Annotated in this window: 15 protein-coding genes; 11 read left to right on the top strand and 4 right to left on the bottom strand. The window is 71.3% G+C overall.

Annotated elements, in window-relative coordinates; genetic code table 11:
• Positions 1-34: 34 nt before the first annotated feature.
• The 4 genes from HF024_RS07125 to HF024_RS07110 are packed head-to-tail and all read left to right on the top strand — an operon-like array spanning position 35 to position 3,243.
• A complete protein-coding gene (locus HF024_RS07125) occupies positions 35-439 on the top strand; it encodes a TOBE domain-containing protein (RefSeq protein WP_168689106.1) in 405 nt (134 codons plus the stop codon).
• Positions 440-471: 32 nt separating this feature from the next.
• Positions 472-1,281 carry a molybdate ABC transporter substrate-binding protein gene (gene modA, locus HF024_RS07120; protein WP_168690816.1) on the top strand — a complete coding sequence of 270 codons (810 nt, stop codon included), beginning with the start codon at positions 472-474 and terminating at the stop codon, positions 1,279-1,281.
• 1 nt (position 1,282) lies between these two features.
• On the top strand, positions 1,283-2,119 hold the full coding sequence (locus HF024_RS07115) for an ABC transporter permease (RefSeq protein WP_247597345.1): 837 nt from the start codon (positions 1,283-1,285) through the stop codon (positions 2,117-2,119).
• Between the two features lie 59 nt (positions 2,120-2,178).
• Complete coding sequence (locus tag HF024_RS07110; RefSeq protein WP_168690815.1) at positions 2,179-3,243, top strand: ABC transporter ATP-binding protein; 1,065 nt, start codon at positions 2,179-2,181, stop codon at positions 3,241-3,243.
• Between the two features lie 20 nt (positions 3,244-3,263).
• On the opposite strand, the gene HF024_RS07105 is transcribed toward HF024_RS07110, so the two are convergent.
• The 3 genes from HF024_RS07105 to moaA form a co-directional block, all read right to left on the bottom strand.
• Entirely contained in the window at positions 3,264-3,599 is a 336-nt protein-coding gene (locus HF024_RS07105) for a hypothetical protein (RefSeq protein ID WP_168689105.1), read from the bottom strand.
• 72 nt (positions 3,600-3,671) lie between these two features.
• Positions 3,672-3,932, bottom strand: coding sequence for a MoaD/ThiS family protein (locus HF024_RS07100; protein WP_168689104.1), 261 nt, complete (start codon positions 3,930-3,932; stop codon positions 3,672-3,674).
• Positions 3,925-4,989: a GTP 3',8-cyclase MoaA gene (moaA, locus tag HF024_RS07095; protein ID WP_168689103.1), complete on the bottom strand. Its 1,065-nt coding sequence runs from the start codon at positions 4,987-4,989 to the stop codon at positions 3,925-3,927. The genes HF024_RS07100 and moaA overlap by 8 nt, the downstream gene beginning before the upstream one ends.
• Before the next feature lie 47 nt (positions 4,990-5,036).
• Between moaA and HF024_RS07090 the strand changes: the two genes are divergently transcribed.
• From HF024_RS07090 to HF024_RS07065, 6 genes are all read left to right on the top strand, one after another.
• Entirely contained in the window at positions 5,037-5,630 is a 594-nt protein-coding gene (locus HF024_RS07090) for a sulfite oxidase-like oxidoreductase (RefSeq protein ID WP_168689102.1), read from the top strand.
• Complete coding sequence (locus HF024_RS07085; RefSeq protein ID WP_168689101.1) at positions 5,627-6,367, top strand: ferredoxin reductase; 741 nt, start codon at positions 5,627-5,629, stop codon at positions 6,365-6,367. Before HF024_RS07090 ends, HF024_RS07085 begins: the two co-directional genes overlap by 4 nt.
• Positions 6,364-6,639: a DUF6510 family protein gene (locus HF024_RS07080; RefSeq protein WP_168689100.1), complete on the top strand. Its 276-nt coding sequence runs from the start codon at positions 6,364-6,366 to the stop codon at positions 6,637-6,639. Before HF024_RS07085 ends, HF024_RS07080 begins: the two co-directional genes overlap by 4 nt.
• 9 nt (positions 6,640-6,648) lie before the next feature.
• Entirely contained in the window at positions 6,649-8,235 is a 1,587-nt protein-coding gene (locus tag HF024_RS07075) for an SDR family NAD(P)-dependent oxidoreductase (RefSeq protein WP_168689099.1), read from the top strand.
• 106 nt (positions 8,236-8,341) lie between these two features.
• Positions 8,342-10,351: an amino acid transporter gene (locus tag HF024_RS07070; RefSeq protein WP_168689098.1), complete on the top strand. Its 2,010-nt coding sequence runs from the start codon at positions 8,342-8,344 to the stop codon at positions 10,349-10,351.
• Between the two features lie 88 nt (positions 10,352-10,439).
• Positions 10,440-10,832 carry a DUF1622 domain-containing protein gene (locus tag HF024_RS07065; RefSeq protein ID WP_168689097.1) on the top strand — a complete coding sequence of 131 codons (393 nt, stop codon included), beginning with the start codon at positions 10,440-10,442 and terminating at the stop codon, positions 10,830-10,832.
• 18 nt (positions 10,833-10,850) lie between these two features.
• Here HF024_RS07065 and HF024_RS07060 read toward each other — a convergent pair whose 3' ends face one another.
• Positions 10,851-11,243 carry a DUF5997 family protein gene (locus tag HF024_RS07060; RefSeq protein ID WP_085369303.1) on the bottom strand — a complete coding sequence of 131 codons (393 nt, stop codon included), beginning with the start codon at positions 11,241-11,243 and terminating at the stop codon, positions 10,851-10,853.
• A gap of 34 nt (positions 11,244-11,277) precedes the next feature.
• On the opposite strand from HF024_RS07060, the gene HF024_RS07055 reads away from it, so the two are divergent.
• Positions 11,278-12,009 (top strand): LysR family substrate-binding domain-containing protein, encoded by a 732-nt coding sequence (locus tag HF024_RS07055; protein WP_168689096.1) that lies wholly within the window; start codon positions 11,278-11,280, stop codon positions 12,007-12,009.
• Positions 12,010-12,051: the final 42 nt, after the last annotated feature.

Here is a 12,051-nt window from a genome sequence, read left to right as displayed (position 1 = left end):
GCACTGACGCAGATGCGGCGCTATCGTGTGTTTTGTGCCGCAGATTCGGATTAAAGACGCCGCGCTCTACCTCGGGGTGAGCGACGACACCGTGCGCAGATGGATCGACGCCGGGACGCTCGGAAGCGCGACGGACAGTGCGGGCCGCACCGTGGTGGACGGGCTCGAACTCGCCCAGCTCGCCAAGCAGAACGCCGTGCTCCCCGCCGACCCGTCCGGCGTCGCGCGCTCGGCCCGCAACCGCTTCGTCGGACTGGTGACCGGCATCGTGATGGACACGGTCATGGCCCAGGTGGAGCTGCAGTGCGGCCCACACCGGGTGGTGTCGCTGATGAGCAGCGAGGCGGTGCGCGAACTGGGGCTCGAACCCGGCTCGGTCGCCGTCGCGGTCGTGAAGGCGACCACCGTCATCGTCGAGACCCCCATCGGGAAGGACTGACCGTGTCCAGACGACCGACCGTGCCCCGACGACTGACCGTGCACCGACGCTCCATCGCAGCCATCGCGGCAGCGGCCCTCGCCCCCGCCCTCCTGCTCTCCGGATGCGCGGCCTCCTCCGCGACGCAGCCCACCGCATCCACGGGGTCGGCGTCGGCGGATACGGTCGGCGGCACGGTCACCGTGTTCGCGGCTGCATCGCTGACGTCCAGTTTCACCGCGCTCGGGAAGACGTTCGAGTCCGCGCATCCCGGGGCGAAGGTCACCTTCAGTTTCGCCGGGTCGTCCGACCTGGTCTCGCAGCTGACCGAGGGCGCCCCCGCCGACGTGTTCGCGTCGGCGGACGGGGCCAATATGGCGAAGGCGGTCACGGCGAAGCTGGCGGACGGGAAACCGGTCGACTTCGCCACGAACGTCCTCGCCATCGCCGTCCCTCCCGGCAACCCGGCGAAGATCACCGGGTTCGCCGACCTCGCGAAGCCGGGGGTGAAGACCGTCGTGTGCGCTCCGCAGGTGCCGTGTGGGGCCGCGACCGCGAAAGTGGAGGCGTCGAGCGGGGTGACGCTCACGCCGGTGAGCCAGGAGTCGTCGGTGACCGACGTGCTCGGCAAGGTGGAGTCCGGCGAGGCGGACGCCGGGATCGTCTACGTGACGGACGTGAAGGGGGCAGGCTCGAAGGTCGCATCCGTCGCCTTCCCGGAGGCGTCCGGCGTGGTCAACACGTACCCGATCGTGGCGGTGGCCGGGGCGCCCAACCCGAAGGGGGCCGCGGCGTTCATCGACTTCGTCACCGGCGGGAAGGGCCGCGCCGTGCTCGCGGCCGCCGGGTTCGGTGCTCCGTAGCGTGGTGTCGCCGCCGCGCCGCCTCGACGTGCCCGGCTGGATCGTCGCGCTGGCGGTGCTCGGCGGACTGTTCGTGCTGCTTCCGCTGGTCGCGATGCTGCTGCGGGTCGACTGGGGCGAGTTCATCCCGCTGATCACGTCGCCGTCGTCGCTGGATGCGCTCGGGCTGAGCCTGCGCACCTCGCTGGCCGCGACCGCGCTCTGCGTGCTGCTGGGGGTGCCGATGGCGACGGTGCTGGCGCGGGTGCCGTTCCGCGGGCAGCGGGTGGTGCGCGCGGTGGTGCTGCTGCCGCTGGTGCTGCCGCCGGTCGTGGGCGGTCTGGCCCTGCTCTACCTGTTCGGCCGGCGCGGCCTCCTCGGCGGCGCGCTGGACGTGGCGTTCTCGACGACGGCGGTGGTGCTGGCGCAGACGTTCGTCGCCCTGCCATTCCTGGTGCTGAGCCTGGAGGGCGCCCTCCGCACGGCGGGAACCCGGTTCGAGGCGGTCGCCGCGACCCTGGGAGCGCGGCCGGCGACGGTGCTGTTCCGGGTGACGCTGCCGCTGGTGCTTCCCGCCCTGCTATCCGGCGCGATCCTGTCGTTCGCCCGCGCCCTCGGCGAGTTCGGCGCGACCCTCGCCTTCGCGGGCAGCCTGCAGGGTGTCACCCGCACCCTGCCGCTGGAGATCTACCTGCAGCGCGAGACCGACCCGGATGCGGCGGTCGCGCTCTCGCTGGTGCTGATCGCAGTGGCGGTGGTGGTGGTCGCGGTGGCACACGGCGCCGGCGAGCCGGGACGGCGGCGGCTGCGGGCGGTCGGTGGGTCTGCCCGCCGGTCGGAGCAGGCGGCGGCGCGGTGAGCGACGTCGACGCGGAGCGCAGCGGCGGCGCGGTGAGCGACTCCGACTCGACCGTCCGGATGCGCGCGACGCTGTCCGAGCGCGGGACCGACATCGACCTCAGCATCGCAGACGGACAGACCGTCGCCGTGCTCGGCCCGAACGGCGCGGGCAAGTCCACCGTGCTCGGGATGCTCGCCGGGCTCGTCCGCCCCGACACCGGCCGGGCGACACTCGGCGGCGACGTGCTGTTCGACCTGCCCGGCGCCTGGACGCCGCCGCACCGCCGCGGGGTGGCTCTGCTCGCGCAGGAGCCGCTGCTGTTCCCGCACCTGACCGTGCGGCAGAACGTGGAGTTCGGTCCGCGGGCCGGACGCGCATCCCGGGTCGACGCGCGGGGCGTCGCCGATGGCTGGCTGCGCTCCGTTGGTGTGGAGGCGTTCGCCGACCGCCGCCCCGACGAGCTGTCCGGCGGGCAGGCGCAGCGGGTCGCCGTGGCCCGCGCCCTCGCCGCCGAACCCCGGGTGCTGCTGCTCGACGAGCCGCTGTCTGCGCTCGATGTCGCCGTGACCGGCGAGGTGCGGCAGACACTCGCGCGAGCACTTGCCGGGCGCACGGCCGTGATCGTCAGCCACGACGCGCTCGACGCCTACCTGCTCGCCGATCGGGTGATCGTGATGCACGACGGCCGCATCGTCGACGACGGACCGACCAGAGACGTGCTCGACCGCCCCCGCCGCGCGTTCACCGCCGAGCTGACCGGGGTGACGCTGCTCACCGGGCGGCGCAGCGCATCCGGGATCGTCACCGACGACCGGACCGCGCTGGACGGAACGGTGCTCGACGGAACGGTGCTCGACGGAACTGCCACCTCCCCCGCCCCACCCATCGGCTCACGGGTCGCCGCCGCCGTTCGGCCGTCGACCGTGCGGGTGCTCCGCGCGCTCGATCCCGCGCCGGACATCCCGAACCGGCTCCCCGCGACCGTGCGCGACCTGGAGCCCCGCGGCGACCTCGTGCTCGTGCGCACCGACAGCCTGCCAGCGCTGGTCGCGCCGTCGGTCGTCGCCGACCTCGCCCTGATGCCGGGCACGCCGGTCACCGTCGCGGTCGATCCCGCCGACCTGCCCGTCTACGCCCTCTGACGCGCGCCGACGCCCGCGGCTCAGGAGCCGATCTGGAAGCCGTTCATGGCGTTGCCGCCGTTCGGGTTGCGGGACGGGAGCGGGTCGTCGAAGCGCAGGTTGGCCTTGCCCGGCTGGCTCGACGGGGCGACGCGCGTGCGCACCGCCGCGACGATCGCCACGATCATGGCCGCCAGCAGAACCAGGCCGGCCGCCGCGAGCGCCCAGCCCGCCGCGTCGCCGAAACCGATCATCACGATCCCGATCGGCCCGGTCAGCCACGCGGCGACCCCGGCGACGATCGCCGCCACCATCAGCAGCGCAACCCTCCGCCGACGCCGTTGCACCGCAGCGAATTCGTCCATCAGCGTGCTCATCGCGCACCTCCCCTGCTCAGCCCCCACTGTTGCGACAACCCTAGCGCACCGGTCAGGTCAGATCGGGTCAGGTCACCCGCCCGCGAACGGCGGAAGCACATCCACGGTCCCTGCCACGCGTCTGGCAGGGTCGCGCGACACGACCGCATCCACCAGGAATGACCCTGACCGCAGCACCAGCTCCATCGGCGCACCGTAGCGGGCGAGCAGTTCGGCGCGCAGGGCACCGAGCGTCGGCTCCGCCAGCCGGATGCGCTCCTCCGACCGCCCGGCCGCCTCCTCCGCCGCGGCGAAATACCGCACGAGCACGGTGCCGTCGCCCGACTCAGCCACCGATCGCCCCCATGCTCCGCACCGGAGGCACGAACCCGTCTGCGCCGATCCCGTGGCCGGCCTGCTTGCCCCACATCGCTCCCCGCCACCAGCGGGCGATCTCGGCGTCGTCCGCCCCGCCGCGCAGCAGTGCGCGCAGGTCGGTCTCGTCGTCGCCGAACAGGCAGGAGCGCACCGTGCCCTCCGCCGTGATCCTGGTGCGGTCGCAGGCGGAACAGAACGAGCGCGTCACCGACGCGATGATGCCGACCGTCGCTGGCCCACCGTCCACCAGCCACTCCTCCGCTGGCGCTGAGGGGTCCACCCTGCCCGCCTCGGTGAGGGTGAAGCGGGCGCCGAGCACGTCGAGGAGTTCGGCGGCGGGCACCATGTTGTCGCGCATCCAGGTGTGGTCGGCGTCGAGCGGCATCTGCTCGATGAAGCGCAGACGGCAGCCGTTCTCGATCGCCCAGGCGAGCAGGTCGGGGGCGCCGGCGAGCGTGTCGCGCATCAGCACGGCGTTCAGCTTGAGCGGCATGAGCCCGGCGTCGTGCGCCGCGCGGATGCCCGCGAGCACCGCCGGCAGCCTGTCGCGCCGGGTCAGGCGCGCGAAGTGCTCCCTGTCGACCGTGTCGAGGGAGACGTTCACCCGGGTGAGCCCGGCATCCACCAGGCTCCGGATGCGGTGGTCCAGTCCGATCCCGTTGGTCGTGATCGAGAGGTCGACGCCCGGCGCCGCCTCCGCGGACAGGCCGATGATCTCGGCGAGGTCTGCGCGCATCAGCGGCTCCCCGCCGGTGAACCGCACCTCGGTGATGCCGAGGTCGCGCGTGGCGATGCGCACCAGCCTGGAGATCTCGACGGCGCTCAGCAGGTCGTCGCGCGGGATGCTCGGCAGGCCGTCCTCCGGCATGCAGTACGTGCAGCGCAGCGAGCATTTCTCCGTCACGGATACGCGCAGGTCGCGGGCGACCCTGCCGTACCGGTCGACGAGGTCCCGTGTGTCCGGGCGGCCCTCCGTGCTCGGCTCTGTCCGCAGAGCTGCGCTCCGCGGTGTGCCGAGATTCACGACGGTCATAGGCAACACCATAGACCGCGCGGGTGGCCGGGTAATAAGCTGCGCGCATGGGAATCATCTCCTCCGGATTCCTCGGCCGCCGCCGTACCGAGGACACACGACTTCCGCCAGGCCAATACCTCACCGAGGGCTTCCCCGTGCTCTCCGCCGGTCCGACGCCGCGCATCACGCACGACGAGTGGGCGTTCACCATCACCACCGAGAACGGGACGGTGCACCGCTGGAGCTGGGACGAGTTCCTCGCCCTCCCCCAGGACGACGTGACCCAGGACATCCACTGCGTCACCAGCTGGTCGAAACTCGGCACGTCGTGGCGGGGCGTCGCGATCGACACGCTGTTCGAGGGCGTCGACACCGACTACGAGTACACGATGGCGCACTCGTACGGCGGGTACACCACCAACGTCCCGCTCGCCGACCTGCTCGACGGGAAGGCCTGGATCGCCCACACCTTCGACGGCGAGGACCTCGCTCCGGAGCACGGAGGGCCCGCGCGCCTGCTGGTGCCGCACCTCTACTTCTGGAAGAGCGCCAAGTGGGTCAACGGCCTGCAGATGCTGCCGCAGGACCAGCCGGGGTTCTGGGAGCAGAACGGCTACAACATGTACGGGGACCCCTGGAAAGAAGAGCGCTACTGGTGAGCACGGCCTGGCGCGTCGCGGAGGTGGTGGCCGCCCGCTTCGAGACGCCGACCGCGCGCACGCTGCGGCTGCGCATCCCCGGCCTCAGCGGGCACCTGGCCGGGCAGCACGTCGACATCAGGCTCACGGCTCCCGACGGATACCAGGCGGTGCGGTCGTACTCGATCGCGTCTGCGCTGCCCGGCGACGAACTCGAACTGACCGTGGAGGAGCTCGCGGACGGCGAGGTCTCCCCCTACCTCGTGCGCGGCGTGACGACGGGAGAGCAGCTGGAGGTGCGCGGCCCGGTCGGCGGCTGGTTCGTCTGGCGGCCGGGTGAGCAGACGCCCATCCAGCTGATCGCCGGAGGCTCCGGCGTCGTGCCGCTGATGTCGATGGCGAGGGCGCACGCCGCCGCGGCGAGCGCAGCACCGTTCCGGCTGCTCTACTCCGTGCGCTCCCCCGAGGCCGTCTACTACCGCGACGAGCTCGCCATGCTCGCCAGGGATACGGCCGCCCCGCTCTCCGTGCACTACGTCTACACCCGCGAGACCCCGCCCGACTGGCCGGTGGATGCGGGACGGCTGACCGCGGAGGCGCTGGCGGCGGCCACCCTGCCGGTCACCGCGACCCCCACGTTCTACCTCTGCGGCGCGACCGCGTTCGTCGAGACGGTGTCCGGCTGGCTGGTGGACGCCGGGCACGACCCTGCACGCATCAGGACCGAACGCTACGGCGGGATCGGAGCGGCGGCATGACCGGACCGGACTACCTCGACGGGAACGCGGCGGCCGGGCTGCTGTCGGAGGTCTTCGCCGCCGACATCACCAGCGCCGTCGGCAAGTGCGCGAGCTGCGGAGACGAGGCCGTCGTCGCGGTCGCGCGGGTGTACCCGAACGATCACGGACTGGTGGTGCGCTGCTCGGTCTGCGGCGACGTGCTCGTGGTCGCCGTCGAGAAACGCGAGACGGTGTGCGTCGACCTGCGCGGGCTGAGCTGGCTGGAGATGCGTCCAGCCGCCACCGCGTAGAATTCTCCGGTGCTCCCCGACTCCCCCTCTCCCGATTCCGACGCGCTCGATTCCGACGCGCCCGGCGCATCCGGCGCATCCGACGCATCCGGCTCCGCTGCGTCCCGCGTCGACCCCGCAGACCTCGCAGCGGCCCTCCGCGTCCTGGAGAACCTGCACGAGCTCGACGAGGAGCACCCCGACTTCATCACCGTGCGCCGGGCGACCGCGCACATGTTCAAGGCCGTCAAGCAGGCCAGGCGCAAAGAGATCCGCCGCGCCGTCGCCGAGGCCGATAAGGCCGTCGTCGCCGCCACCGCGACCGGAGCACCGGACCGCATCGACGACGAGACCCGCGGCCTCGACCTCACCACCAGCACGGAGGCGGCGAGCGCAGGCACCCTCCTGAAGTCCCGCGCCTGCTACATCTGCAAGCAGCACTACACGCTCGTCGACGCCTTCTACCACCAGCTCTGCCCCGACTGCGCCGCCCTCAGCCACGCCAAGCGCAACGCGAGGACCGACCTCACCGGCAAGCGCGCCCTGCTCACCGGCGGCCGCGCCAAGATCGGGATGCACATCGCCCTGCGGCTGCTGCGCGACGGCGCGCACCTCACCATCACCACGCGGTTCCCCCGGGATGCCGTCCGCCGCTTCTCCCAGCTGCCGGACGCGTCCGAGTGGCTGCACCGCCTCCGTGTCGTCGGCATCGACCTGCGCGACCCCGCCCAGGTGATCGCGCTGGCCGACTCCGTCGCCGCGCAGGGCCCGCTGGACATCCTGATCAACAACGCCGCCCAGACCGTCCGACGCTCGGCGGGAGCGTACTCGCTGCTCGCCGAGGCGGAGAGCCGGCCGCTCCCCGATGGTCCCCTGCCCGAGATGGAGACCTTCGGTCACACGGCGGACCCGCACCCGCACGCGCTCGAGGCGTCCGTGGCCGCGCATCCCCTGCTCTCCGCCGCGAACGTCGCCGGCACGGTCGCCGAACTCGCCGGGCCGTCTGCGCTCACCGCCGACGAGCTGGCTGCTCTCGCGATGGCGCCGGGCTCGTCGTCGCTCGCCAAGCACGCCGACGGCACCGCCATCGACGCCGGAGGGCTCGTTCCGGATGTGCACACCGTCAACAGCTGGACCCAGGCGGTCCAGGATGTGGACCCGCTGGAGATGCTGGAAGTGCAGCTCTGCAACACCACCGCACCGTTCCTGCTGATCAGCCGGCTGCGCGCATCCATGGCCGCCGCCACGGCAGCCGCAGAGGCCGGGCGCGCGTACATCGTCAACGTCTCGGCGATGGAGGGCGTGTTCGGCCGCCGCTACAAGGGGCCGGGCCACCCGCACACCAACATGGCGAAAGCCGCCCTCAACATGCTCACCCGCACCAGCGCCGGCGAGATGTTCGAGACGGACCGCATCCTGATGACGGCGGTCGACACCGGCTGGATCACCGACGAGCGCCCGCACTACACGAAGGTGCGCCTGGCGGAGGAGGGCTTCCACGCCCCGCTCGACCTGGTCGACGGCGCGGCCCGCGTATACGACCCGATCGTGCGCGGACAGGCCGGAGAAGACCTGCACGGCGTGTTCCTGAAGGACTACCGCAGCTCGGCCTGGTGATCCGTTAGCCCGACGCGGCCGCGTCGCGTCATCCCTGCACGTTCCCGCGCTCTCTCCGTGCGTACAATTCAGTTGCGCGCCGACCTGCACGAGAACGAAGGAACCGATGTCCAGCACTCCTGCGGAGACCACCCCCACGAGTCCGACTCCGGTTCCCGGTCAGGCGCACGAGCCGCAGAAACCGGCCAGACCGGGGAAGAGCACGTTCCGGCACTGGCTGCTCTCCGGACTGATCGACGAGCGCGGCACGCACCAGGGCCCGCACGGCAGGAAGCCGGAACGCCAGCACACCTGGTGGCAGGTCATGTGCCTCACCGGCGTCGACTACTTCTCCACGCTCGGCTATCAGCCGGCCATCGCCGCCCTGGCCGCCGGGGTGGTCTCCCCCTTCGCCACGCTCGTGCTCGTCGCCCTGACCCTGCTCGGCGCCCTGCCGGTGTACCGCAGGGTGGCGAGAGAGAGCTTCAAGGGCTCCGGGTCCATCGCGATGCTCGAGCGCCTGCTGCCCTGGTGGGCCGGAAAGCTGTTCGTGCTCGTGCTGCTCGGCTTCGCCGCCACCGACTTCATGATCACGATCACCCTGTCCGCGGCGGACGCCACGGCCCACGCGATCGAGAACCCGTACACGCCCGAGTGGTTCCACGGCAACCAGGTCGGCATCACGCTGTTCCTCCTGGCGCTCCTCGGCGCGGTGTTCCTCAAGGGCTTCCGGGAGGCCATTGGCATCGCCGTCGTCCTGGTGGCGGTGTACCTGGCGCTCAACGTGATCGTCGTGGCCACCTCCATCGTCGAGGTGTTCCAGCACACCACCGCCATCGACGACTGGTGGGCCGCCCTCAACACGCAGCACGGCAACCCGCTGATGGTGGTCGGGATCGCGCTGCTCGTCTTCCCGAGGCTCGCCCTCGGCCTGTCCGGCTTCGAGACGGGTGTTGCGGTCATGCCGCAGATCAAGGGACGGCCGGACGACGACCCGGAGTACCCGCGGGGACGCATCCGGGGCGCCGGCCGCCTGCTGACGACCGCGGCCATCATCATGAGCTGCTTCCTCATCACGTCGAGCTTCACCACCACGCTGCTGATCCCGCAGAAGGAGTTCCAGTCCGGAGGCTCCGCCAACGGCCGCGCGCTCGCCTACCTGGCCCACGAATACCTGGGAAACGTGTTCGGCTCCGTCTACGACCTCAGCACCATCCTCATCCTGTGGTTCGCGGGAGCATCGGCGATGGCCGGTCTGCTGAACCTGGTGCCGCGCTACCTCCCCCGCTACGGCATGGCGCCTCAGTGGGCGCGCGCCGTGCGCCCGCTGGTGCTGGTGTTCACGCTCATCGCGTTCGTCATCACCCTGGTCTTCCAGGCCGACGTGGATGCGCAGGGCGGCGCGTACGCGACCGGCGTGCTGGTGCTGATCACGTCGGCATCCCTCGCCGTCACCCTGTCGGCCTGGCGGAAGAGACAGCGCAAGCGCACCATCGCGTTCGCGATCGTCACCACGATCTTCGTCTACACGACCATCGCCAACATCTTCGAGCGCCCGGACGGCCTGCGCATCGCCAGCCTGTTCATCATCGGCATCATCACCATCTCGATCGTCTCCCGCATCGGCCGGTCGTTCCAGCTGCGCGCGACCTCCGTCACCCTCGACGTCACGGCGCTCGACTTCGTCCTCGAAGACGCGGAGGAGGGCGAGATCCGGATCATCTCGCACGAGCCGGACGTCGACACGACGAAAGAGTACGAGCAGAAGAACAAGGACGAACGCAAGTTCAGCCACATCCCGCAGCGCTCCCGCACGATCTTCATCGAGGTCTACCGGTCGGACTCGTCCGACTTCGAGGAGGACCTGATCGTGCACGGCGTCGTCAAGCACGGCTACCGGGTGCTGCAGGTGAAGGCGGGCAACGTTCCGAACACGATCGCGGCCGTGCTGCTGGAGATCCGGGATGTGACCGGCGTCGTGCCGACGATCTACTTCGAGTGGACCGAGGGCAACCCGATCTCCAACATGTTCCGGTTCCTGATCACGGGTGTCGGCGAGGTGGCTCCTGTGACGCGCGAGGTGCTGCGCGAGGCGGAACGCGACGTGAAGCGCCGCCCGGCCGTGCACGTGTCCTGACGCGGGACACGCGGGGCGGGACACGCTGGGCGGGGTTCGCTGGGCGGGGCGCTCGCTGACCGTGGCCGGGATGTGGCAGCATGAGCGCATGTTCGGTCAGGGTTTCTTCGACACCATCGCGGTCGCCTTCGAGGTCGTCGGCGTCAGCGCGATGGCCGTCGGCTTCCTCGTCGCCGTCGCCATCGCGATCCGCGCCTGGGTGATCTCCCGCTCCGGGCGGACGGCGTTCAAGACGCTCCGCGAGAGCTTCGGCGGGGTCATCCTGCTCGGACTGGAAGTGCTGGTGGCCGCCGACCTGGTCAGGACGGTCACCTCGACGCCGTCGCTCACCGACGCCCTGGCGCTGGCGCTGATCGTCCTCATCCGGACCGTCCTGAGCTTCTCGCTGCAGATCGAGATCGACGGGGTGGCGCCGTGGCGCCGGGCGCTCGTCACCGGTCCGGAGGTCCTCGCCCGGTCGGCTGCGCGCACGCAGCGCTGACGCGAGCCGGGCCGGAGGTCAGTCGGTGCGGGCGGCGCGCTCCGCGTTGCGTGCCTTGACGCGGGCGTTCTCCGCGTGCACGGCGGCCTGGGTGGCTCGCTCGGTGACCAGCCACGCGGGCGGGTTCTCCAGCAGCGCCTTGATTTCCGCCGTCGTCAGCGCCTCGGTGACGCCGCCGCGCGCGAGGCCGGAGTTGGAGACGCCGAGCTTGTGGGCGACCACGTCGCGCGGGTGCGGTCCTTCCGCGCGCAGGGTGACGAGCCACTCCGGCGGGTTGGCGGCGAGTTCGTCGAAGTCGGTGCGGCTGACCTCGCCCTCCTGGAACTCGGCAGGGGCGGCCGGGAGGTAGATCCCCAGCTTCTTCGCGGCGGTCGCCGCCTTCATCGTCTGGGGCTTCTTCTGGGCGCTCATAGGTTCAAGGGTATCCGTTCGATACCCTCGGAGAATGCCGTCCACGTTCACGATCGTCTTCCCCCTCGGCGTGACCGTCGGCAAATGGACCCGCGTCTTCGAGCAGCGCCACCCCGAGGTGCAGCTGATCGTCTCCCGCGTGCCGGATGCGGACCAGCGCGCAGCCATCGACACCGGCGGGGCGGACATGGCCTTCGTGCGCGAGCCGGTCGACACCGACGGCCTCCACCTGATCCCCCTCTACGCCGAGGACATCGTGGTCGCGATGCACCACGAGCACCTCCTCACCCTGGAGAAGAAGCTGCACCTGGCCGACCTCGACGGCCAAGCGGTGGTCGACGGCGAGCCGTCCGAGGCGATGTTCCGCAGCATCGCGGCCGGAGACGGCATCGCGGTGATGCCGCAGTCGGTCGCGAAGTCCCTGCGCCGCAAAGACGTGGTGGCGATGAAGCTCGAAGACGCCGAGCAGAGCAGGGTAGGACTCGCCTGGCCACGGGATGCGCAGCACGAGCTGGTCGACGAGTTCATCGGCATCGTCCGCGGCCGCACGGCCCACAGCTCCCGGAACCCCGACGTGGCGGCCGCGCAGGCCGACGCGGCGAAGGAGGGCACCAGGAAGGACGGCGGGAAGAAGGACGGCGGCAAGAAGGACGGCGGCAAGCGCCCGGCGTCCGGCCCAAACGGCCCGGGCTCGAAGCAGACGAGACGGCCGACCGGCGGCCCGCGCCGCCCGCCGCGCCGCGGAGGCGGGCGCCGCTCCCACTGAGCCGCATCGCCCGGTCCACCGCCCACGGTGCAGAATGTTGCC

Source organism: Leifsonia sp. PS1209, assembly GCF_012317045.1.
Taxonomy (GTDB): domain Bacteria; phylum Actinomycetota; class Actinomycetes; order Actinomycetales; family Microbacteriaceae; genus Leifsonia.
The sequence above is the reverse complement of the archived record's forward strand: the minus strand, read 5'-3'. Positions and strand labels throughout refer to the sequence as shown.

Excerpts from the sequence above, each read along its gene's own strand:
- HF024_RS07110 (WP_168690815.1), top strand. The coding sequence starts at position 2,179 with ATGCGCGCGACGCTGTCCGAGCGCGGGACCGACATCGACCTCAGCATC.
- HF024_RS07105 (WP_168689105.1), bottom strand. The coding sequence starts at position 3,599 with ATGAGCACGCTGATGGACGAATTCGCTGCGGTGCAACGGCGTCGGCGG.
- moaA (WP_168689103.1), bottom strand. The coding sequence starts at position 4,989 with ATGACCGTCGTGAATCTCGGCACACCGCGGAGCGCAGCTCTGCGGACA.
- HF024_RS07090 (WP_168689102.1), top strand. The coding sequence starts at position 5,037 with ATGGGAATCATCTCCTCCGGATTCCTCGGCCGCCGCCGTACCGAGGAC.
- HF024_RS07080 (WP_168689100.1), top strand. The coding sequence starts at position 6,364 with ATGACCGGACCGGACTACCTCGACGGGAACGCGGCGGCCGGGCTGCTG.
- HF024_RS07070 (WP_168689098.1), top strand. The coding sequence starts at position 8,342 with ATGTCCAGCACTCCTGCGGAGACCACCCCCACGAGTCCGACTCCGGTT.
- HF024_RS07065 (WP_168689097.1), top strand. The coding sequence starts at position 10,440 with ATGTTCGGTCAGGGTTTCTTCGACACCATCGCGGTCGCCTTCGAGGTC.
- HF024_RS07060 (WP_085369303.1), bottom strand. The coding sequence starts at position 11,243 with ATGAGCGCCCAGAAGAAGCCCCAGACGATGAAGGCGGCGACCGCCGCG.
- HF024_RS07055 (WP_168689096.1), top strand. The coding sequence starts at position 11,278 with ATGCCGTCCACGTTCACGATCGTCTTCCCCCTCGGCGTGACCGTCGGC.